18 protein-coding genes are annotated in these 19,916 nt (G+C 70.3%); 3 read left to right on the top strand and 15 right to left on the bottom strand.

The genetic code is table 11. From position 1 onward, the window contains the following. Nucleotides 1-93 precede the first annotated feature (93 nt). The 3 genes from ACRYCC_RS10800 to ACRYCC_RS10790 all read right to left on the bottom strand — a co-directional run bounded on the left by ACRYCC_RS10800 (nt 94) and on the right by ACRYCC_RS10790 (nt 3,304). A complete protein-coding gene (locus ACRYCC_RS10800; protein ID WP_433810838.1) occupies nt 94-1,356 on the bottom strand; it encodes a pyridoxal phosphate-dependent aminotransferase in 1,263 nt (420 codons plus the stop codon). 311 nt (nt 1,357-1,667) lie between these two features. Further along, complete coding sequence (locus ACRYCC_RS10795) at nt 1,668-2,180, bottom strand: hypothetical protein (protein ID WP_433810836.1); 513 nt, start codon at nt 2,178-2,180, stop codon at nt 1,668-1,670. Between the two features lie 140 nt (nt 2,181-2,320). Then, complete coding sequence (locus ACRYCC_RS10790; RefSeq protein WP_433810834.1) at nt 2,321-3,304, bottom strand: sigma-70 family RNA polymerase sigma factor; 984 nt, start codon at nt 3,302-3,304, stop codon at nt 2,321-2,323. Between the two features lie 135 nt (nt 3,305-3,439). On the opposite strand from ACRYCC_RS10790, the gene ACRYCC_RS10785 reads away from it, so the two are divergent. Further along, nucleotides 3,440-4,933 carry an MFS transporter gene (locus tag ACRYCC_RS10785; protein ID WP_433810832.1) on the top strand — a complete coding sequence of 498 codons (1,494 nt, stop codon included), beginning with the start codon at nt 3,440-3,442 and terminating at the stop codon, nt 4,931-4,933. Here the strand turns inward: ACRYCC_RS10785 and ACRYCC_RS10780 are convergent. The 12 genes from ACRYCC_RS10780 to ACRYCC_RS10725 all read right to left on the bottom strand — a co-directional run bounded on the left by ACRYCC_RS10780 (nt 4,847) and on the right by ACRYCC_RS10725 (nt 17,917). Continuing rightward, a complete protein-coding gene (locus ACRYCC_RS10780) occupies nt 4,847-5,392 on the bottom strand; it encodes a DUF4760 domain-containing protein (protein WP_433810830.1) in 546 nt (181 codons plus the stop codon). The two genes, ACRYCC_RS10785 and ACRYCC_RS10780, sit on opposite strands and share 87 nt — an antisense overlap. A gap of 211 nt (nt 5,393-5,603) precedes the next feature. Further along, nucleotides 5,604-7,316, bottom strand: a complete 1,713-nt coding sequence (locus tag ACRYCC_RS10775) for a class I adenylate-forming enzyme family protein (RefSeq protein ID WP_433810828.1) — start codon at nt 7,314-7,316, stop codon at nt 5,604-5,606. Between the two features lie 60 nt (nt 7,317-7,376). After that, nucleotides 7,377-8,570: an amidohydrolase family protein gene (locus ACRYCC_RS10770; RefSeq protein WP_433810826.1), complete on the bottom strand. Its 1,194-nt coding sequence runs from the start codon at nt 8,568-8,570 to the stop codon at nt 7,377-7,379. Then, on the bottom strand, nt 8,567-9,400 hold the full coding sequence (locus ACRYCC_RS10765) for a VOC family protein (RefSeq protein WP_433810824.1): 834 nt from the start codon (nt 9,398-9,400) through the stop codon (nt 8,567-8,569). Before ACRYCC_RS10765 ends, ACRYCC_RS10770 begins: the two co-directional genes overlap by 4 nt. Further along, nucleotides 9,397-9,930 (bottom strand): DoxX family protein, encoded by a 534-nt coding sequence (locus tag ACRYCC_RS10760; protein ID WP_433810822.1) that lies wholly within the window; start codon nt 9,928-9,930, stop codon nt 9,397-9,399. Before ACRYCC_RS10760 ends, ACRYCC_RS10765 begins: the two co-directional genes overlap by 4 nt. 56 nt (nt 9,931-9,986) lie before the next feature. After that, nucleotides 9,987-11,303 (bottom strand): ABC transporter substrate-binding protein, encoded by a 1,317-nt coding sequence (locus ACRYCC_RS10755; protein WP_433810820.1) that lies wholly within the window; start codon nt 11,301-11,303, stop codon nt 9,987-9,989. 9 nt (nt 11,304-11,312) lie between these two features. Further along, nucleotides 11,313-12,338: a branched-chain amino acid ABC transporter permease gene (locus ACRYCC_RS10750; RefSeq protein WP_433810818.1), complete on the bottom strand. Its 1,026-nt coding sequence runs from the start codon at nt 12,336-12,338 to the stop codon at nt 11,313-11,315. Further along, entirely contained in the window at nt 12,335-13,228 is an 894-nt protein-coding gene (locus ACRYCC_RS10745; RefSeq protein WP_433810816.1) for a branched-chain amino acid ABC transporter permease, read from the bottom strand. Before ACRYCC_RS10745 ends, ACRYCC_RS10750 begins: the two co-directional genes overlap by 4 nt. A 2-nt stretch (nt 13,229-13,230) precedes the next feature. Beyond that, on the bottom strand, nt 13,231-13,941 hold the full coding sequence (locus ACRYCC_RS10740) for an ABC transporter ATP-binding protein (protein WP_433810814.1): 711 nt from the start codon (nt 13,939-13,941) through the stop codon (nt 13,231-13,233). Then, nucleotides 13,938-14,702, bottom strand: coding sequence for an ABC transporter ATP-binding protein (locus tag ACRYCC_RS10735; RefSeq protein WP_433810812.1), 765 nt, complete (start codon nt 14,700-14,702; stop codon nt 13,938-13,940). Before ACRYCC_RS10735 ends, ACRYCC_RS10740 begins: the two co-directional genes overlap by 4 nt. Before the next feature lie 176 nt (nt 14,703-14,878). After that, nucleotides 14,879-17,044 (bottom strand): acyl-CoA dehydrogenase family protein, encoded by a 2,166-nt coding sequence (locus ACRYCC_RS10730; protein ID WP_433810810.1) that lies wholly within the window; start codon nt 17,042-17,044, stop codon nt 14,879-14,881. 9 nt (nt 17,045-17,053) lie between these two features. Further along, nucleotides 17,054-17,917, bottom strand: a complete 864-nt coding sequence (locus tag ACRYCC_RS10725; protein WP_433810808.1) for an amidohydrolase family protein — start codon at nt 17,915-17,917, stop codon at nt 17,054-17,056. 471 nt (nt 17,918-18,388) lie between these two features. On the opposite strand from ACRYCC_RS10725, the gene ACRYCC_RS10720 reads away from it, so the two are divergent. After that, the gene (locus tag ACRYCC_RS10720; protein ID WP_433810806.1) at nt 18,389-19,144 is read left to right on the top strand and encodes an SDR family NAD(P)-dependent oxidoreductase; all 756 of its coding nucleotides are present in this window, start codon (nt 18,389-18,391) and stop codon (nt 19,142-19,144) included. Between the two features lie 163 nt (nt 19,145-19,307). Continuing rightward, nucleotides 19,308-19,913 (top strand): TetR family transcriptional regulator, encoded by a 606-nt coding sequence (locus ACRYCC_RS10715; protein WP_433810804.1) that lies wholly within the window; start codon nt 19,308-19,310, stop codon nt 19,911-19,913. Nucleotides 19,914-19,916: the final 3 nt, after the last annotated feature.

Here is a 19,916-nt window from a genome sequence, read left to right as displayed (position 1 = left end):
GCGATGGGCGGGCCCGGTGGTCCAGGCGATCGATGAGGGCGCAGGCCGCGACGGCGCAGACGAAGAACGCCGACGCCGCCCAAGGCCGGGAGACTACGACATGCCGGCCGCCGGGTAGTAGCCGACGGGCGCGGAGCCGGAGTACGAGGCGGCCGGGGCCGCGATCCGGGGGAAGCTGGAGGTCGGCGGGTCATCGATGCTCCGCCGATCCCATTGGCTGCTGACGGCGTAGAGGGGCTGTGGCCTTTCCGTGGCGTACAGGAAGGCGCCCAGCCCGGTCAGCAGTCGCTGGACGTCCTCACGTGGCCGCACCACCAGGCGCAGGAACTGGCTGCTGCTGCCCAGCTTGTTCCCGCATTCCCGGATGAACACCCCGTGCTCCTTGATCAGGTAGTCGCGGAGCTGCACGCCGTCCTTTCCGGCCGGCAGCTTCACCAGCACGAAGTTGCCCTGCGACGGGTAGACCTTCAGCCCGGGTAGCGAGGTGAGCTGCTGGGACATGGACGCCCGGTCACGTGCGAGCAGTTTCAGGCTCTCGCGGTACTCATCCTGGTGTTGTTTGAGCAGGAAGACGACGATCTCAGCGAACGAGTTGAGATTCCACTTGGGCAACGCCTTCCGGATCTTCCCGGCGATCGCCGGGTTGGCGACCAGATAGCCGAAGCGGACGCCGTGCAGTCCGAAGTTCTTTCCGAGGCTCTTGAGCACGATCACGTTGGGACGGATGGCGGCTTCGTCGGCCACGCTGGGGCGCTGCTCGACGTCCACGAAGTCGATGAACGACTCGTCCACGACCACCAGGTCCAGGTCGATCAGTCTGTCGAGCAACCGGATCACCTCGTTCCGCGGGATGTATCCGCCGTCCGGGTTGTTCGGATTGCAGATCACCGCCACCCGGGAGCCCCGATGCCTGACGAAGTTGACGAAGTAGTCCATGTCGAGGGCGAAGTCCCGGTGCTCGGGCAGCGGGACCATGTCCAGGCGCTTGCCGGTCTCCAGCGGCTGGTCGGTCCAGCGGCCGAAGGTGGGGATCGGCGTGGCGAGGCTCTCCCGGACCAGCAGATGGTCGATCCAGGTGATCAACTCGGTGGACCCGTTGCCCATGGCCACGGTCTGCGGGTTGAGTGAAAGGGTGGTGCACAGCTCGGCCGTGATGGTGTCCGCGTCGCTCGGGTAGTACTTGAGGATCGTCTCCAGCCTGCTTCCCAGGTGCGCGAACATTCCGGGAGTGGGAAAGTACGGGTTGCACGGGATGCAGAAGTCGGCCAGATCGACGTGCTGGCCGGACTCGCGGGTGAGCGCGAAATAGGAAGGACTATGCGCGCCCTTCCGTAGCAGACCCAGATCGATTGACACGGGGAGATGCTCCTCCGGGGTGGGTCGACGCCGCGATCCGTTGCAGGGTCACGTCGCAGCACCGAACGAGTGGGGCCGGTGGGCAGTACGCACAGGCGGGCCAGGGTGGTTCAGCCGTTCGAGATCATGTGGCTTCTCCCCTGGTCGCCGGGCCGCCTCGGTCGATCCAGGCCGTCATACCGGGGCACGGGAAGGGCGCGGCCGGGGTGGCGACCGCGCCCTTGCTCTGTTGCTCTTCGATTTTCACCCGGATGCCGGATGGGCGATTCGCCTTCGCCGAACCCGCTGGTACGGCTACGCCCCCGGTCGGTTCACGCCGGGAGGCCGTTGCCCAGGAACATCTTGTAGCGGACGCGGGCAGGAGCGTTCGTGGTGGAGAAGCCCGAGCTCACGCACACCCAGAAGTTGCCCGGCAGGAACTTGCTACCGGGCTGGACGGAGGTGCTGAAGAAGTCCGAGTGCGCGGTCTGGACGATGTCGGCGTCGGCGAAGAAATCGGTGTTCGCGTCACCGCGCCGTAGCTGCCAGTCGACGGCGACACCGACGGGGACGCCGGACTCGTTGATCTCGAAGGCCGAGCCGCTGCCGGCGACGATGTCCTTGGCACCGGCCGCGAACGGGCCGACACATGCCAGGCTGCCTCCCGTGAGGTCGCCCTGGGCGGCCATCCGGTCGATCGTGGCACCGTTGGCGGCCACCGGACCGAGCGTCAAGGCGGCGGTGAGGCTCGCTGCGAGCCCCGCCACGGCCAGGAGCACGCTACGGCCCTTGGTGATGTTGCGAGATCTGGTGTTGGCGGACAAGGTGGTCTCCTCGTGTCCCATGCGCCCTCATCGATGACGGGCGCCTCACCCACAAGGCGTTCCACGGCGTTCCAGCACGTTCCACGGCGTTCCATGGGCATGCCACGGCGGGCCACCGCGGGAAGAGAGGGCCGGTGCCGAGCCGGCTCGGATGCGCGCGTTCACGGGTGGACGGGCGGAAGGCCGAAGTAGTCGAACAAGGTCTCGTCGAGGAAGCTCGAGATGTGGGCGATGCCCGAGCGGGTGACGGTGAGCACCTGGATGGAGTGCGCGCGCAGGACGCCGTCCTCACGGCGTAGGTACATTCCGAAGGCGGGCTGGCCGTTCGCCCGGGTGGGTACGAGCCGGTTTCCGCCGGGGCCGGAAGACAGCCGTGCGGTGAGCAGCCGGCCGATGGCGTCCCGGCCGCTGAACCAGTGGGGGGCGGGCGGCATCTCCCAGGCCGCCTGCTCGGTCAGCAGCCGGGTGATCGCGGGGATGTCGACGGCCTCGAAGGCCTTGGCGAACCGGTCGAGGAGCTCGCGCTGCGCCGGTTCGTCCGGCTCGGTGATCTCGTCGCTGACGGGGACGAGGCGTTCCAGGCGGGAGCGGGCGCGCAGCAGCGTGCTGTTCACCCCGGCGCTGGTCATCCCGAGCAGCTCGGCGACCTCGGTCGCCGGCCAGGCCAGCACGTCGCGCAGGATCACCACGGCCCGCTGCCTGCCCGGCAGGTACTGCAGCGCGGCGATCAGTGCCAGCCGCAGGCCGGCCCGCGAGGCCACGATCGCGGCCGGGTCCTCCGGCACGCGGCCGATCAGCCTCTCGGAGAAGGGCTCCAGCCAGGTCACCTCGGGGGCGCGCACGCCGGGCGGCGTCGGACCGTCGGACGGCGGGGCGAGACCGGAGGGCAGCACCCGGCGACTGCTGTGCTCCAGGGCGTTCAGGCAGGCGTTGGTCGCTATCCGGTACAGCCAGGTCCGCAGCGTCGCCCGGCCCTCGAAGGCGGCGTACGAGCGCCACGCGCGCAGATAGACCTCCTGGACCAGGTCCTCGGCATCGTGAACGGAACCGAGCATGCGGTAGCCGTAGGCCAGCAGTTCGCGCCGGAACGGATCGGTCAGCCGCGCGAACTCCTCGGCCCCGGTGTTTCTCTCATCGGTCTTCATAGGACGTACCTCCCCATGTACTGACCGGAAGCGGCGGCCGAAGTCGTCGGCCTCCGCCCGCTGAATTCTCGCAGCCCCGCCGGTTTGTACAGGTGACCGGTGAAACACGTTCACCCGAGGACCCGAGGGACGCGCATGGCACAGAGGACAAGCGGCTGGCTGCTCGGCCTGACCGCGACGGCGTCGCTGATGGTCGCGCTGGACGCGACGGTGGTGGCGACCGCGTTGACCAGCATCCGGCAGGACCTGTCCGCCACCATGGAACAGCTCGAATGGACGGTGAACGCCTACAGCCTGAGTTTCGCCGTACTGCTGATGACCGGGGCCGCGCTCGGCGACCGGTTCGGGCGCAGGCGGATGTTCGTGGGCGGGCTGGGGCTGTTCACGGCGGCCTCGGCGGCGTGCGCGGTGGCCCCTGGCATCGGCTGGCTGATCGTCGCCCGCGCCGTCCAGGGCTGCGGGGCGGCGCTGGTGATGCCGCTGGCGATGGCGCTGCTGAGCAACGGGTTCCCACCCGAGCGGCGCGCCAAGGCCTTGGGGATCTTCGCCGGGCTCACCGGGCTGGCGGTGGTGGCCGGACCGGTGGTCGGCGGGATCGTCACCCAGGGGCTGGCCTGGCAGTGGATCTTCTGGCTCAACGTGCCGTTCGGCCTGGCCGTCATGCCGCTGGTGCTCCGGCGCATCCCGGAGAGCCGCGGCGCCGGGACCTCCCTCGACCTCGGCGGCGTCGTGCTGGTGACCGGCGGTGCGCTCGGGCTGGTCTGGGGCCTGATTCGCGCCGGCAGCACCGGCTGGGACGCGCCCGAGGTGGACGGTGCGCTGGTGGCCGGGGCGGTACTGCTGGCGGGGTTCGTCGCCTGGGAACACCGCGTCCGGCAGCCGATGGTGCCGATGCGGCTGCTGCGCTCGCGCGGCTTCTCCGCGGGCAACGCGGCCGCGCTCTTCATGTACGCGTCGCTCTACGGCTCGTTGTTCTTCATGGCCCAGTTCCTCCAGACGGGCTTGGGCGACGGGCCGATGGCGGCCGGGCTCCACCTCATGCCATGGACGGCGACGGTGACCGTGGTGGCACCTGTCGCGGGGGCGCTGGTGAACCGGGTCGGGGCCCGTACCCTCACGGTCGCCGGGCTGGCCCTGCAGGCCGCCGGGATGGGGTGGATCGGGCTCATCGCGGAGCCGTCGGCGGCATACCCGCAGCTGATCGCCCCCATGGTCCTCGCGGGCGCCGGAGTCAGCATGGCGATGCCCGCCGCGCAGACCTCGGTCATCAACGCCGTCGCGCCACAAGAGATCGGCAAGGCCTCCGGCGTCTTCAACACGCTGCGGCAGTTCGCCGCGGTGTTCGGTGTGGCGATCCTCGCAGCGGTGTTCACCACCAAGGGCGGTTACGGCACCGCGCGGACCTTCTCCGACGGGTTCGCGCCCGCCATCGCCACCAGCGGCGCGCTGTCGCTGGCCGGTGCACTCGCCGGCCTGTTCGTTCCCGGACCGAACCGGATGGCCCGGACGGCACCGGTGCCGTCCGTGCCCCGGGGCTCGAGATCATCGTTCACCGGCGTCGGCCCTGCCGAGGCGATTCTGGATTTTGACGAACCGCCGGCGCGTCAGCAGCCCACCGGCCAGAGCTGATGGCTGTTCTCTCGCCTTCTTGGCGAATTCTTCCAGGATCCGCAAGAGGTGGATTTCACCGAGGCCCTGCAGCTCGCGTTCGCGTTCAACATAAGGAGCGACCGCCTCCCAGACTCTGATCGTCCTGACCCGCATGGTGGGGAGGGTCTCGTCGTCGAGGACCTGCTGGAGACGCAACATCCCCACGCCTTGGTAGAAATAGGCGATGTCGTAGACGGCGCGTCGTGCCTCTTCCGGCAGCCCCGAGATTCCCAGCTGCGGGTCGTGCTCGACCCGCAGCCGGGTCGTCACGTATCGGTAGTTGTCGTGGAACTCCATGGTCCGGAATTCGTCGAGCACCTGCATGTAGGCGGGAATGAAGTTGGCCCGCTTCTGCAGTACGCGATGTTCCAAGGCGATGTAAGTGGAGCTGAGGAACGCCGCGAGGGACAAGACGGTGGCGACGACATTAAAGATCATCAACAGGCTGCCCTTCGATCTACTCGCCCTTGTAGGACGCAAGCAGCCCACGCGGTAGTTCCGAGCTCAGGCGCCAGAACCGAAAAACGGTCACGCCGTTTCCCATTCATCGTGAGTTGATGAAGTCGATGACATCGGTCGGCGAACGGTCAGGGCCTGGCCGACGTAATCGTCGGTCAGGCCCTGACCTGGCCGCCCTGAGGGCGACAGGTCATTTACAGAGGGCCGCGAGATACGCGGAACGCAGTTTGCGCTTCTCGATCTTGCCAGTGGCAGTGCGGGGAAAAGGCCCCAGATCGAAGACTATTTCGGTGGGGACCTTGTAGTCGGCCAGGGTGGAGGCGGCGAGGGCCTTGATGTCCTCCGCGGTGAGGTCGGTGCCCTCGCGCAGGGTCACGGCCGCCACCGTACGCTCGCCCAGCCGGGCGTCGGGGACGCCGAACATGGCGACCTCGGCGAACTGGTCGGAGGCGACCAGCGCGTTCTCCACTTCCGCGCAGTAGATGTTCTCGCCGCCGCTGATGACCATGTCGGTGAGGCGGTCGACGATGTAGATGAAACCGTCGGCGTCGACCCGGCCGACGTCACCGGTCCGGTACCAGTCTCCGTCGAAGGCCTCGGCGGTCGCCTCGGGGCGCCCGAAGTAGCCCTGCATGATCAGGACACCGCGGAGCTGGAGCTCGCCGGTCTCCCCCTGCGGGAGGACCTTGCCGAGCGGGTCGACGGTGCGCACGTCCATGAGCGGGGACGTCCACCCCGCCGAAACGGGGTGGACGTCCGCCCCGTCTCCGGAGGCACTGCACACCCCTCCGACGGCCTCCGTCATGCCCCAGCCGCCGCCCTGCCCGGCCTGGGGCATGACCTCGCGCATGCGCTGCGGCAGGTTGGGAGGCGTCGCCTGCCCGCCGACCCCGGCCTGCGTGACGGTCGCGAGCAGCGCGGACGCGCCGGGCAGCTCCAGCAGGTCCTGGACGACCAGCGGAGGCCCGGACAGGCTGGTGACCTTGTGCTCGGCGATGAGCCGTGCCGCCTCGGCGGAGTTCCACCGGCGCACCGCCACCATCCGCCCGCCGGACATCAGGGCCGAGGCCATGGCGGTCAGCCCGGACACATGGAACATCGGGTAGACGAGGAACACCGACATCGGCGGCGCGTGCTGGAGCAGGACGGCGACCGGCACCCCGTGCTTCCTGGCCGTGTACTCCAGGCCGGAGGCGCGCAGAAGATCCAGGTTCTTGAGCATGTTGCACACGTTCGCCTGGGTGAGGACGGCCCCCTTGGCCCGCCCCGAGGTGCCGGAGGTGAACAGGATCCAGGCCGGATCCTCGAACTCGGCCGGTATCGCGTCCGCCTCGCGCCGTCCCGCGGCGATCAGCTCGGCGAAGTCGGCCGCTCCCTCCGGTGAGACGGCCCCGGGGTCGCAGGTGACGACGAGCGGGATCCGGCAGCCGCCGTCCCGCAGCCGGGCCGCGCGAGCGTCATCGGCGACGATCACCGTGCAGGGCACGTCCTCGGTCGCGGTGCGCAGCTCGGCCGGCGCTCCCCTGCCGTTGAACAGCACGGCGACGGCGCCGATGCGGGCCGCCGCGAACAGGGCGACGAAGTACTCCAGCCGGTTGCGCATCACCACCCCGACCCGGTCTCCGGCCCGTACGCCGAAGTCGTCCTGCAGGGAGCCGGCCAGACGGCGGGCGAGCCGGAACACCTGACCGTAGGTGTGTTCGCGGCCCTCCTGGACCAGCAGGACCTCGTCGGGGAAGGCCTCGGCCGCCTCGGCGAAATGGTCCTCCAGGCTCCGCGGCGCCTGGCGGAAGGCACGGACGGCGCGCCCGCAGAGCAGGCGCGTCTCCATCTCGAAGGGACCTCCCGCGGCGGTGAGCGACGCGACGATCTCCCGGTACGTTTCCACTACCGAAGGGGACATCTTCTTCCTCTGTGCTGGAGCCGATGGTACGACGGGGGCGACGGGGGGCGTACGGCCTGCTCAGGCGAGTCGGGTCGCCAGTTCCCAGCCGTTGACGCGCATGACCTTCTCGCTCTCCTCGAGCGTGTAATGGAAGTTCTCGAGGTCCTTGATGTACGTGGCCGGGTCGGCGAGTCCCTCGACGTGGGGGTAGTCCGAGCCCATGAGGATGCGGTCGACGCCGATCAGGTCCTTGAGCGCGCCGAGGTCGTCCTCGTAGAACGGCGCCACCCAGACGTGCTCGCGGAACGTCTCGCGCGGGTCCTCGGGGAACATGAACGGAGCCTGGCCCCAGAGCTTGCCGAGCTTCTCGAACAGGTGCAGGACCCAGGACGAGCCGGACTCGATCGAGGCGATCCGCAGCCGGGGGAACCGCGTGAACAACCGGAGCGAGAGCATGCTCGCGAAGGTGTCCTGCAGGGCGTTGGCCGACGACAGGGCCGCGAAGGAGGCGGAGGCCTTGAACGCCTCGATGTAGGGCTTCTCGCCCCAGTCGGCCAGGTAGCTGGAGTAGTGCGTCTCGCCCGAGTGGTAGGCGACGGTGATCCCCGACTCGGCGGCGAGCCGCCAGAACGGGTCGAAGCAGGGGTCCGCCGGAGACTTGCCGCCCTCCGCGGTCATCACCGGGCCGCCCACCATGACGACGAACCGGGCGTCGCGCTCCAGGGCGCGGGTGAGCTCGGCGACGGCGTTGCCGACGTCGACGAGCGTGATGTACGGCGCGGCGAAGATCCGTTCCTGGTAGGCGTAGCCCCAGTCGTCCTCCAGCCAGCGATTGAACGAGCGGAAGGCTGAGGTGAGCGCGGGGAGGTCGTGGATCAGGGCCTGCTCCATGCCCACGCCGAGGGTGGGGAGCATCAGGGTGCCCTGCATGCCCTGTTCGTCCATGAGGGCCAGGCGGGCGTCTCGGTCGCGGTACTCGGGGCGGGAGGCGATCGGTTCGAGTTCGCCGAACAGCTCCCGGACGCCGGCGGACTTGGGGTTGCGGCCGCGGAAGTACTCGTCCATCGCGCCGGGCCTGGCGATCGGGTCGAAGGTCGGGTTCGGGATGAACCGGTTGAGCCGTCCGCCGACCGTCAGCCGGGTCCTGCCGTCGAGCCGGACCCACTGCATGGTCCGCTTGGCGTGCTCCGGTTCGGCATGACGGGTGAAGGCGTCGAGCGCCTCGTAGTAATGGTTGTCGCAGTCGAAGAAGGTGAAGGGAAGCTCGGTCATCTCGCACTCCTGGGCGATCGGGGACTGCCGGTGGCGGGGGCGGGCCGGGTCATCAGGGACAGGCCCAGCTCGGGGATCACGGAGGTCTCGACGTGGCCGCCGCCGGCCGGAGCCGTGGCGAAGGGAAGTGGCCTGTCGGTGGTGACGCCCAGGGAGCGGACGCCGTGCCGGGCGCGTGGCAGGCCGGGTTCCTCGACGAGGACCACGTCCGCGCCCTCCGCCCAGGTGAACCTGGCCGCCCGGCGTCCCGAGGGCGTCGGCAGGTCCTCTTCCGTGCCGCCCAGGATGTCCGCGAGGACCGTCCGCTGGGTGGTGAGGTCCGGTACCTCGGCCAGGACGCAGTCCAGCCGGGCCGGCGGCCCGTCCGCGGGGTCGTCCCACGGTGCGGGGACGTCGGAGAGCGCGGCGATCTCCGCCATGTCCAGCGACGACTCGACGAACTGCACCAGGAAGCCCAGGCCGGTGTCCCTGGGGTGCAGGAACGCCTCCTTGCGTAGCTCGTGGCTCAGGTCGACCAGGACGGGTTCGACACCGTGGGCGGAGGCGGCGGCGAGGGTCTTGCCGATGTCGGAGACCCGGAACGTCAGATGATGGGGGCGGCTGGCGCCCTGACCGCGGTCGAGAAAGGTGCGGACGAACGAGTCCGGAGACGTTCCCGGGGCGAGCAGTTCGACGCGGGTGTCGTTGCCGTAGTGCACCTGGCAGACGCTCATGTGCGGAAGGTGCGCGCCGTGGCCCCAGCGCCCGCCGAGCACCCCGGCCAGGACGGGCCCCGCGACGTCCCAGCGGCGTACGGCGATGGCGACATGGTCGAAGGCGAAGGCGGTCATGACGGCTCCGCCCCACGCGGACCGGGCCGCCAGGAGGTGATCAGGAGCAGCGCCGCTCCCCCGGCCCCGGCGCCGAGGGCCGCGAGCAGGCCGGTCCACCCGGCGGTGGAATGCCCGCCGATCTCTCCGGCGCCCAGTACGTGGTCGAGGGAGACTCGGCCGGGTCCGAGCGCGGCGAGCGCACACGCGACCACCGAGATCATCAGTACGTACTCGTAGCCCTCGCCGGGGCGGAAGATGAAGAATCCGTTGCGCAGGTGGTTGGCCACCAGCGCGACGAGCATCGTGCCGAGGACCAGGGCGGCGGCCGGCGTGGTGAGCAGGCCGGCCAGCAGCAGTGCCCCCGCGGCCAGTTCGGCCACCGTGGCGAACACGGCGTGGACGCGGCCGGGCCGGATGCCGATGGACTCGAACCAGCGGGCGGTGCCGGGCAGGCGTCCGCCGCCGAAGGCGTGGTTCCAGCCGTGCGCGAGCATTGTGACGCCGAGCGTCGCGCGCAGCAGGAGCGCGGCGAGATCGGTCTCGATCAAGGGTTCTCCTTCGGGTGACGGGACGGGTGGGGCCGGGGATGCCCCGGCCCCGGCGGTCAGCCCGTCACGGGCTGGTAGGCGACCGTGCCGTCGATGTCGATGACGTCGCCGAAGGGCTCCAGCAGGCCCTTGGCGCGGTTGAACCGCTGCAGCCGCATGCCCTCGATGAGGTTGGCGTCCTTCGGGGTGATGGTCGTCTTGATGCCGGGGAGCATGAAGGACGGGCCGGTGTAGTCGAGGTTGCGGGTCGCCTCCATGATCGAGGGCCGGTCCATCTTGGCCGCGTGCTGGACGACCCACTCGAACAGGCGGCCCTGCCACCAGCCCTGCGAGGCGCTGGTCGGGTCGACCTTCTCGGTGCCGGGGGTCGCCCGGAACCACTTGAGGAAGAGCTGGTACTCCTCGCCCGTCTGGTTGGCGGGGTTGGCGAGGTCGAGGCTCGGGCTGCCGATGATCAGGCCGTCGCCGGCGCCGGGCTGGAGCTTGGTCAGCAGCGCGCTGCCGACCTGGGCCGCCTGGAAGATCTGCGGCTTCCATCCCGACGCCGCGACATGGTTGATCGACTGAAGTGCGCTGAGGCCGATGGCGATGTCGAAGAAGACGTCGGCCTTGGTCGCGGCGAGCGTGGTGATCTGGTTGTTGACATCGGGGTCGGTGGACTCGAACGTCACGGTCTTGACGATCTTGATGTTGGAGCCCTCGATGCCCTGCTTGAAGCCCTGCACATAGGCGCGGCCGAGATCATCGTCCTGCTGGAGGACGGCGACCGTGGCGTTGGGCGAGGTCTTCTTCAGGTACTGGCCGAGGATGCGGGCCTCGACGGCGTAACTGATCGAGCCGGCGACCGCCCACGGGTACTTGGGGTTGGCGAGCTCGGGCGCACCGGTCGTCGCGAACAGCGACGGCACGCACTGCTGGGCGATGAGCGGCCGGGCCGCGAGGTTGCCCGCGGTGCCGAACTGCCCGATCAGGGCGAAGACCTTGTCGTCGTTGACGAGCTGGTCGACGTTGGCCTTGGCCTTGGTGGCCGTGTACGCGTCGTCCTTGGCGACCAGCTCCACCTTGCGGAGCTTGCCGTCGGGCCCCTTGAGCCCGCCCTGCTCGTTGAGGTGACGGAAGTAGGCCTGGAGGCCGTACAGCTGCGCGCCGACGGCGACGAGCGGCCCGGACAGCGGCTGGCTGATCCCCAGCTTGATGGTGGTGTCGGTGATGCCTGTCGTGGCGTTGGCCGGGCAGTTCTTCGTCAGGGCGTTCGCACCGCCGGTGGCCGCGTCGGAGGAGTCGCTGACCGCTCCGCCTCCGCAGGCGGTCGCCAGAAGTCCGGCGAGGCCGAGCAGGGCCGGGAAGAGCAGTGTTCTGGTGGGGGGTCTCATGGGGTTCTCCTAGGACGAGGGGATGGAGGGGACCAGGTCTTCCTCGCCGTCGGGCACGGACGAGGCGGGCGGTCGCGAGGCACCGGGGCGGTGGATCCGGGCGGCCAGGGCGGCGAGCGCACCCGCGGCCCCGCCGGGCAGGAAGTAGGTGAGCAGGATGAGGACGAGGCCGTAGACGACCGGGGTCAGCAGCGGGTCGACGCCCGTGTCTGCCGCGAGGTCCGGGACGTAGGAGAGGAACAGGGCGCCGAAGATCGGCCCGGCGAGGGTCCCGGAGCCGCCCACGGCCATGCCGAGCAGCAGGTTGATCGAGACCAGCACGGAGAAGTCGCCGGGGCTGACGAACTGGTTGCTGACGGTGAACATCCAGCCCGCGAGGGCCGCCATGCCCGCGCTCGCCGCGAACACCATGATCTTGGTGAGGCGGACGTTGACGCCCGAGGTGTGCGCGGCGAGCGGCTGGTCCCGGATCGCGATGATCGAGCGGCCGATGCGGCTCGCCCGGGTGTTGCGCACCAGCCAGAAGGCGGCTCCGGCCAGGACGAGGAGCACCCAGTACCGCCAGGCGACGTCGGAGATCCCGAGCGCTTCGGGGGCCGCGAGGCCGTTGTCGACGGTCAGCCCCTGGGTCCCGCCGGTCTGATCGGTGAACCTCACCGGGATCTGCGGGAAGACCATGGCGAGCCCGAGGGTGACCAGCGCGAGGTTCATGCCCTTGATGCGCAGCGCCGGGATGCCCGCGAGCCCTCCGACCAGGGCCGACGCCAGGATCGACACCGGAAGGGCCGCCCAGTAGGACCAGCCCGCGTTCTGGACGGTCAGCGCCGTGATGTAGGCGGCCATGCCCATGAAGGCGCTGTGACCGATGGACGCCTGCCCGTTGAAGCCGGTCAGGACGTTCAGGCTCATGACGGCGACGGCCAGGTACACGACCCGCTGGAGCGCCGAGACCTGGGACGCCGCCACGAAGAACGGGGCCAGGAGGAGGGCGCAGGCCAGGAGCGCCCAGGCCGCACGCGCGGTTCTGCCGTTCATACCCGCTCCACCGAAACCCTTCCGAACAGGCCCTGCGGTCGGACGAGCAGGACCGCGAGGATGAGGACGAAGGCCGTGGTGAGCTGGAGCTGCGTGCCGATGAACGAGACGTAGCCGCTGGCCAGGGCCTGGACGAGACCCACCAGGACGCCGCCGACCAGGGCACCGGGGGCGCTGTCGAACCCGCCGACGACGGCCGCGGCGAATCCGTAGAGCAGCAGGGTCTGCATCATGCCGGGGCTGACGAAGATCTGCGGGGCGACCAGGGCGCCGGCCAGGGCGCCGATCGCGGCCGACAACCCCCAGCCGATCATCAGCATCCGGCTGACGTCGATGCCGAGCAGCCGGCTCGACTCGGGGTTCATCGCCGCGCCGCGCATCGCCAGGCCCAGCCGGGTCCGGTTGAACAGCTCGCGCAGCAGCGCCGCCATGACCAGCAGGACGACGACCACCCCGATCTCGCGGGTGGAGACGGAGACCCCGCCGAAGCTCAGGGTGTCGTCGGGGAACGGCGAGGCCAGGCGCTGGGTGTCGGCGGTGAAAATGTAGGCGGCCAGCGAGTTCAGGGCCAGGAACAGGCCGAGCGTCACGATCATCTGCCGGAGGTGGTCGGCGGACTCGAACGGCCGGATCACGATCCGTTCCAGTCCGGCGCCGAACAGGAACCCGAACACGACGCCGCCGATGATCCCGACGATGATCGGCAGGCCCAGTCCGGAGTCGGGATCGGCGAGCTTCCAGGTGACGAAGGTGCAGAACATGGCCATCTCGCCCTGGGCGAAGTTGACCATGCCGGTGGCGCGGTAGATGAGGACGAGGGCGAGGGCCACGGAGCCGTAGAGCATGCCGTTGCCGATGCCGTCGATGAGGCGCTGGACAAGGAGGGCCATGGTCATACCCCCAGGTAGGCGCGGCGGACGGAGTCGTCGCCGGACAGTTCGGAGCCGGTGCCGGAGAGGACGATGCGGCCGGACTCCAGGACGTGACCGCGGCCGGCGATGGTCAGGGCGACGGCGGCGTTCTGCTCGACGATGAGCATCGCGGTGCCCAGTTCCGCGTTGATGCGGGCCAGTTCGGCGAACAGCTCCGCGGTGATCTGCGGGGCCAGGCCCATCGACGGCTCGTCGAGCAGGAGCAGCCGCGGCCGGGCCATCAGCGCCCGGGCGACGGTGAGCATCTGCTGCTCGCCTCCGCTCATCCGGCCGGCCGCCTGGTGCCGCAGCGCCGCGAGCTGAGGGAACATCGCGAACGCCGTGTCGAGCGCGGCGGGGATCTCCTTGGCGGGGCGGTGCAGGCCGCCGAGCCGCAGGTTCTCCTCGACCGTGAGGTCGGTGAAGGTGCCCCGGCCCTCCGGCGCGTGACCGAGCCCGAGCCGGGCCCGGGCGTCGGCGCGACGCCCGGCGAGGTCGGTGCCGTCCAGGACGATTCGGCCCCGTGCGGGGATGAGGCCGCTCAGCGCGCGCAACGTGGTGGTCTTGCCCGCACCGTTCGCGCCGAGCACGACGACGATCTCACCGGCCCCGACCGTGAAGGACACCTCGCGCAGCACGGTCAGCGAGCCGTATCCGGCGGTGAGGCCGGCCACCTCCAGCAGCGGGCTCATGCGGCGGTGCCCAGGTAGGCCGCGATCACGTCGGGATCGCGGGAGACCTCGGCGGGGGTGCCCTCGCAGATCCGGCGGCCCAGATTGAGGACGACGACCTTCTGCGAGATCGACATGACCATGCCCATGTGGTGTTCCACGAGCACGACCGACAGACCGAGGTCGGCGCTGATCCCCGCGATCAGGGCGCCCAGCTCGGCGACCTCACCGTGGGGCAGCCCGGCCGCGGGCTCGTCCAGCAACAGCAGCTTCGGCCGGGCCATCAGCGCCCGCGCCAGTTCGATCCGCTTGAGCGTGCCGTAGGGCAGTCCCGAGGCGAGCCGTCCCGCCAGGTCCGCGAGGCCGAGCCGGTCGAGGACGTCGTGGGCCTGTGCGCGCAGCGTCCTCTCGGCGCGGCGGTGGCGGGGCAGGTGCAGTGCGCACGCCCAGGCACCGGGCCGCTCGTTCAGGTGGCCGCCGAGCAGGACGTTCTCCAGCACGGACAAACGCGGGAACAGGGCCAGGTTCTGGAAGGTGCGGGCCACTCCGGCGGCCGCCACGGCATGGGCGGGAAGCGGCAGCAGATCCCGCCCGTCGAACAGGACCCTTCCGCCGGAGGCCCGGTAGAGGCCGGTGACGCAGTTGAAGACACTGGACTTCCCCGCGCCGTTCGGGCCGACCAGGGCGCACAGCTGCCCCTCGTCGACCTCGAACGACAGCCGGTCCAGCGCGCGGACCCCGCCGAAACGCAGTTCCAGCTCCTCGACGATCAGTTTCGGCATCCTTGCCCTCTCGGGTGCGCGCAGGGGGCCAGGCGGCCGGATCCCTGACGGGGTGGGCGGAGGGTGGCGATGGGCACGGTGTCTCCTTCGGCGTCCCGAGGCGTTCGGTGGGGTGGTCGGGGCGTGCGGGCAGAGCGCCTCGGCACTACCGGGCGAGCAGGAGGGTGGTGAGGGGGTCAGCCCCGGGGCAGTCCGAGGATGCGTTCGGAGATCACGTTCAGCTGGATCTCGACCGTCCCGCCCCCGATGAGCTGGGGAGGGACGGACAAGTAGGAGTGCACGACGGCGCCGGCGGAGCCGTCCTCGGCCGCCGCGGCCGGCCCGGACCAGCGCAGCGCCGCCTCGGCGATCGCGGTGACCTGCCAGCCCGCGGCGACCTTGGTGACGCTGGCCTCCGCGCCCGGTCGCAGCCCGGACACCGAGCGCAGGGTCGCGCGCAGGCCGAGCGCGGCGATGGCCTGGCTCCTGGCGGTGAGGGCGCCGAGTTCGCTCAGGGCGGCCTCGTCACCGGATCGGTCCGCCGCCCGCGCCAGGGCCGGCAGGTCGAGCGAGGTGAGCCGCATGCCGCCCATGCTCACCCGCTCGTTGCCGAGCGTGGTGCGCGCCAGCGTCCAGCCCTGGCCGGGCTCCCCCACCAGATGCGCGTCGGGGACGAAGACCTCGTTCAGGAACACCTCGTTGAACAGATAGCCGCCGTTGGCCTCGCGCAGCGGCCGGATGTCGACGCCGTCCGCCCGCATGTCGACCAGAAAGTAGGACAGGCCCTTGTGCTTGGGAGCGTCGCCGTCGGTGCGGGCCAGGCAGATGCCCCAGTCGGCCTCATGGGCACTGGAGGTCCAGACCTTCTGGCCGGTGAGCCGCCAGCCGCCGTCGGACCTCACCGCGCGGGTGGTCAGCGAGGCCAGGTCCGAGCCCGCGCCGGGCTCGGAGAACAGCTGGCACCAGACGAGGTCGCCGCGCAGCGTGGCGGGCACGAACTCCTCGATCTGCGCGGGCGTACCGTGTGCCAGCACGGTGGGCAGCGCCCAGTCACCGATCACGAGACTCGGCTGTTCCATCCCGGCCCGCTCGTACTCCTGGGCGATGACGAGCTGTTCGGCCGGGCTCGCGTCCATTCCGTACGGGGCGGGGTAGTGCGGGGCGACCAGCCCGGTCTCGGCCAGCAGCCTCCTTCGGGCGGGCTCGCCGACTGCGGCGGCGTCGGCGATCAGCCGGGCGATCCGGTCGCGGTAGGCGGGGTCCTCGTCGTCCAGCCGGACGGTGAAGTCCCGCTCCCCGGTCAGCGCCAGGTCACCGAGCGCCCGGTGCCACCGGGTGGCCGGGCCGATCAGCGCGTCGAGGCTCATCGCCCGCCGCCAGTACAGGTGGGCGTCGTGCTCCCAGGTGTATCCGATCCCACCGAACAGGGTGATGGTCTCCAGACCGAGCCTGCGGGCCTCCGCCGTGCACACCGCCGCCGCGGCGGCGGCCAGGGCGAGCTGGTGGTCCGGGCCGCCGACGGCGCGCCCGGCGTCCCAGGCCGCCGCGGCCATGGTCTCCAGTTCGACGAACATCCGGGCGCACTTGTGCTTGACGGCCTGGAACGACCCGACCGGGCGGCCGAACTGCTCGCGCGTCTTGACGTACTCCAGACCGGTCTCCAGGCACCAGCGGACCAGGCCCACCGCCTCGGCGGCGAACAGGACGGCCGCCAGGTTCCTGACCCGGGGCGTGTCGAGCGCGACGACCCGCCCGGACGGAACGTGGTGTTCTCGCAGGGTGATCCGGCCGAGGCCGCGGGTGCGGTCCACCCCCGTGACCGGTTCCACCGCGAGGCCGGCGGTGGCGTCCAGGACGAACCAGACCTCGCCGTCGCCGGACCGCGCGCCGATCAGCAGCAGGTCGGCGCCCTGCGGCGCCAGGACATGGCCGGTGGTGCCGGTGACCACGTAGCCGTCGTCGGCCGCCCGGGCCGTGAGACCCTCGGCCGACAGCGCGCAGGCGCCGGTGGCCCCCTCCGCGAACCGGTGCAGGGTCTCCTTGCCGGCCGGGCCGTCGGCGTACCAGGTGAGCAGGGCGCTGGTCAGCACGGTGGGCAGGAACGGGCCGGGCAGCAGGCCGCGGGCGGTCTCCTCCACCACGATCGCCAGTTCGACGGCGCCGGCGCCCGCCCCGCCGTGTTCTTCGGGCAGGTGCAGGGAGAGCAGTCCCTGCCCGGCGAGCGCCTCCCAGCCCGGGGGACGCCCGCCGGCGGCGATCCGGTCGAGGTCGGCACGCGTGGCGGCGCGCGGAGCATGCCGGGCGACGAAGCCGGCGACCGAATCGGCGAGGTCGGTCTGCTCTTCGGTGAATCCGATGGCCATGTCGCTCCCCTACTGGTCGAGCTTGAGGACGCGGCGGGCGTTCTCGTGCAGGAACTTCGGCCAGACGTGGTCGCGGAACGGTACGTGCGGCATGTCGGAGAAGATCCGCTCCAGGGACAGGCCCATGGGGAAGTAGCCACCGTAAATGATCTTGTCGGCGCCCCGGCTGTTCGCGTAGTCCACGATCGCCTTCGGGTAGTACTTCGGCGCGAACGCGCTGGTGGAGTAGTACAGGTTCGGCCACTTGAGCATCAGCTTGACCGCCAGGTCCGTCCACGGCTCGCATCCGTGCCGGGTGACGAACACCAGCTCGGGGAAGTCGAACATGACCTCGTCGATCAGCTCGACGTGCTGCGGGGCCATCCGCAGGCGCGGGCCGGGGACCCCGGAGCAGACGAAGATCGGGATGTCCAGCTCCACGCACTTGGCGTAGATCGGGTACATCTTCTTGTCGTTGATCGGGACCTGGGGAAAGGTGCCCGCGGGGAAGGCGCCGACCGCGCGGATGCCGAACTCCTCGTACTCGCGGACCATCCGCCGCACGCCGTCCATGCCCTCGTTCGGGTCGACGCTGCCCGAGGCGATGAACCGGTCGGGGAACCGCTTCAGCGCGAGCTGGGACACCTCGTCCTCGACCCCGATCAGGCCGCGCTCGATGCCGTACGTGTCCATCTCGCGCAGCGTCACGCTGATCGGGTCGTCGGTGGGCAGGTCCTTCGGCACCTCCTTGAACATGTACTCGGCCGGGAACTCCATCTCCTCCTTGGAGGAGATGTCCTTGGTCTGCTTGCGGATGAAGTCGTAGCGGTCGAATCCGTCCTCAGGGAAGGCGATCATCGTGTCGATGACCGGGGTGCCGGCAGGGAACGTCATGAGGGGCTCCTCAGGCTGGAGACGGACGGGCCCCTGGAAGGACCCGGGGAACGTGACGTAGGGAACGGCGGCCGGATCATGTCGTTCGCGGCAACCCCGACTTGCCGCGGTGCGCTCAGATTCTGAAACGCGGTTTCTGTGATGTCAAGCACAGAAATCCGGCTCACGGCAGGGCCGAGACGCTCCAGGCCCTGCCTCGTAAGGGGTCAATGCCCGTGTCGGAGGCGAAAAGTCACTCCGGCCTCGCGCCATCCGGTGACCAGGAGTCAAGAAGTCTGGCGGTATGAGGAGAATCGTGTTTTTATTTCCCTGCACCCACCGGCTACGGCGGCCCCGCGACAGATGCCATCGGGCCAGGCCGGCACGCCGGAAGGGCCACCGGGCCACGACCACCGAATGAAACTCAGTTTCAGAACTACGCCCTCAGTGCGGCCCGGCGGCTCCGGTGCCCGGATCACCCAAGGAGCACACATGCCCTCTCTTCCCCTCGCCGGACGCCGCGCCCTGGTGACGGGCGCCTCCCGCGGACTCGGCGCGGCCACCGCGCTCGCCCTGGCCGGGGCCGGCGCGGACGTGGCGCTCCTGTACCGGAAGAAGGCCGGCGAGGCCGCCATGACGGCGGGCAGGATCGAGGCGATGGGCGTCCGGTGCCCGGTCGTCCCCGCGGACGTCAGCGACTGGGAGTCCTGCCGAGAGGCGGTCGACACCGCGGCCGGGCGGCTCGGCGGCCTGGACATCGTCGTGGCCAACGCCGGGGTGGCCAATCCGTTCCTGCCCCTGGCCGACACGCCCGTCGACCGCTGGCGCAAGATCATGGGCGTGAACCTGGACGGCGCCTTCCACACCGTCAAGGCCGCGGCGCCCTGGTTGCTGCGCTCCGCGCACGGATCCGTGGTGTTCGTCTCCTCGGTGGGCGGGCGGCGCGCCGCGCCGATGCAGGGCGCCTACGGCACCGCGAAGGCCGCGTTGCTCGCGCTGGCCCGCACCTGGGCGGCGGAGCTGGCCCCGGCCGGCGTCCGGGTCAACACGGCGGTGCCCGGCCTGTTCCACACCGACATGACCGAAACGCTCCGCACCGCCCACGAAGACGGCGGCGACGGGCTGGTCCCGGTCGGACGGGTCGGGGAGCCGTCCGAGCTCGCCGATGCGATCGTGTTCCTCTGCGGCCCCGGCGCCGGGTACATCACGGGGGCCGAACTGGTCGTCGACGGAGGAATGTCCGCCTGACCTGCGCGGATCGCTCCCCGTGCACGAACCCCGGCGAAAGGACACTTGTGAACGGCATTCTCAACTCCGAGGGGCCCGCCGGCCCCCCGCTCACCCGCCCTCACGTCGGCGTTCCCGCTTGTGGACGCGGAAACATGAAACTTAGTTGCCATAGAATCGCCGCGTGAGCCAAGACTTCTTCCGCACGCCGATCGGCTCGATGACCGCCAATCAGCGAGCCCGGCGCGACAGGCTCACCAGGGCGGTGATCGAGATCGTCTCGGAGACCGGGCCCGAGAACCTGCAGATGCGCGAGGTCGCCGAGCGCTCGGGCGTGGCCCTCGGCACCATCTACCGTTACTTCACCTCGAAGGAGCATCTGCTCGCCGAGGCGTGGAAGGACTGGCAGGGTCGGCTGACCGAGAAGGTCATGGGCGATCTGGGCCGAGTCGGACGGCAGCCCACCTACGAGCGGGTACTCGAATTCGTCCTGCGCGAGATGCGGGCGTTCCAGCACAACCCGAACTTCGCACGGCTCGCGGTCCAGCTGGAGGCATGCCCGGATCCCTACGTCAGCGAGACCCTGGTCCAGATCGGCGAGGAGAACCAGCGGGTGATGGACGCCCTGATGGCGGGGCTCGACGAGGACATCGTCCGACCGGCCCGTATCGCGATCTCCTCGACGCTGGGCGCGGGCCTGGTCGCGTGGACGACCGGCAGGGTCACCATCGTGGAGGCACGGCGAAACCTCGAGGAGGTCGTCCGCCTGGTGCTGGGCGAGACCGACTGACCT

This window comes from Actinomadura scrupuli (assembly GCF_050971785.1).
Lineage (GTDB): Bacteria > Actinomycetota > Actinomycetes > Streptosporangiales > Streptosporangiaceae > Actinomadura_E > Actinomadura_E scrupuli.
The sequence above is the reverse complement of the archived record's forward strand: the minus strand, read 5'-3'. Positions and strand labels throughout refer to the sequence as shown.

Coding starts and splice junctions, on each gene's coding strand:
- ACRYCC_RS10795 (WP_433810836.1), bottom strand. CDS start 2,180: ATGGGACACGAGGAGACCACCTTGTCCGCCAACACCAGATCTCGCAAC.
- ACRYCC_RS10790 (WP_433810834.1), bottom strand. CDS start 3,304: ATGAAGACCGATGAGAGAAACACCGGGGCCGAGGAGTTCGCGCGGCTG.
- ACRYCC_RS10785 (WP_433810832.1), top strand. CDS start 3,440: ATGGCACAGAGGACAAGCGGCTGGCTGCTCGGCCTGACCGCGACGGCG.
- ACRYCC_RS10780 (WP_433810830.1), bottom strand. CDS start 5,392: ATGATCTTTAATGTCGTCGCCACCGTCTTGTCCCTCGCGGCGTTCCTC.
- ACRYCC_RS10775 (WP_433810828.1), bottom strand. CDS start 7,316: ATGTCCCCTTCGGTAGTGGAAACGTACCGGGAGATCGTCGCGTCGCTC.
- ACRYCC_RS10770 (WP_433810826.1), bottom strand. CDS start 8,570: ATGACCGAGCTTCCCTTCACCTTCTTCGACTGCGACAACCATTACTAC.
- ACRYCC_RS10765 (WP_433810824.1), bottom strand. CDS start 9,400: ATGACCGCCTTCGCCTTCGACCATGTCGCCATCGCCGTACGCCGCTGG.
- ACRYCC_RS10755 (WP_433810820.1), bottom strand. CDS start 11,303: ATGAGACCCCCCACCAGAACACTGCTCTTCCCGGCCCTGCTCGGCCTC.
- ACRYCC_RS10750 (WP_433810818.1), bottom strand. CDS start 12,338: ATGAACGGCAGAACCGCGCGTGCGGCCTGGGCGCTCCTGGCCTGCGCC.
- ACRYCC_RS10745 (WP_433810816.1), bottom strand. CDS start 13,228: ATGGCCCTCCTTGTCCAGCGCCTCATCGACGGCATCGGCAACGGCATG.
- ACRYCC_RS10740 (WP_433810814.1), bottom strand. CDS start 13,941: ATGAGCCCGCTGCTGGAGGTGGCCGGCCTCACCGCCGGATACGGCTCG.
- ACRYCC_RS10735 (WP_433810812.1), bottom strand. CDS start 14,702: ATGCCGAAACTGATCGTCGAGGAGCTGGAACTGCGTTTCGGCGGGGTC.
- ACRYCC_RS10730 (WP_433810810.1), bottom strand. CDS start 17,044: ATGGCCATCGGATTCACCGAAGAGCAGACCGACCTCGCCGATTCGGTC.
- ACRYCC_RS10725 (WP_433810808.1), bottom strand. CDS start 17,917: ATGACGTTCCCTGCCGGCACCCCGGTCATCGACACGATGATCGCCTTC.
- ACRYCC_RS10720 (WP_433810806.1), top strand. CDS start 18,389: ATGCCCTCTCTTCCCCTCGCCGGACGCCGCGCCCTGGTGACGGGCGCC.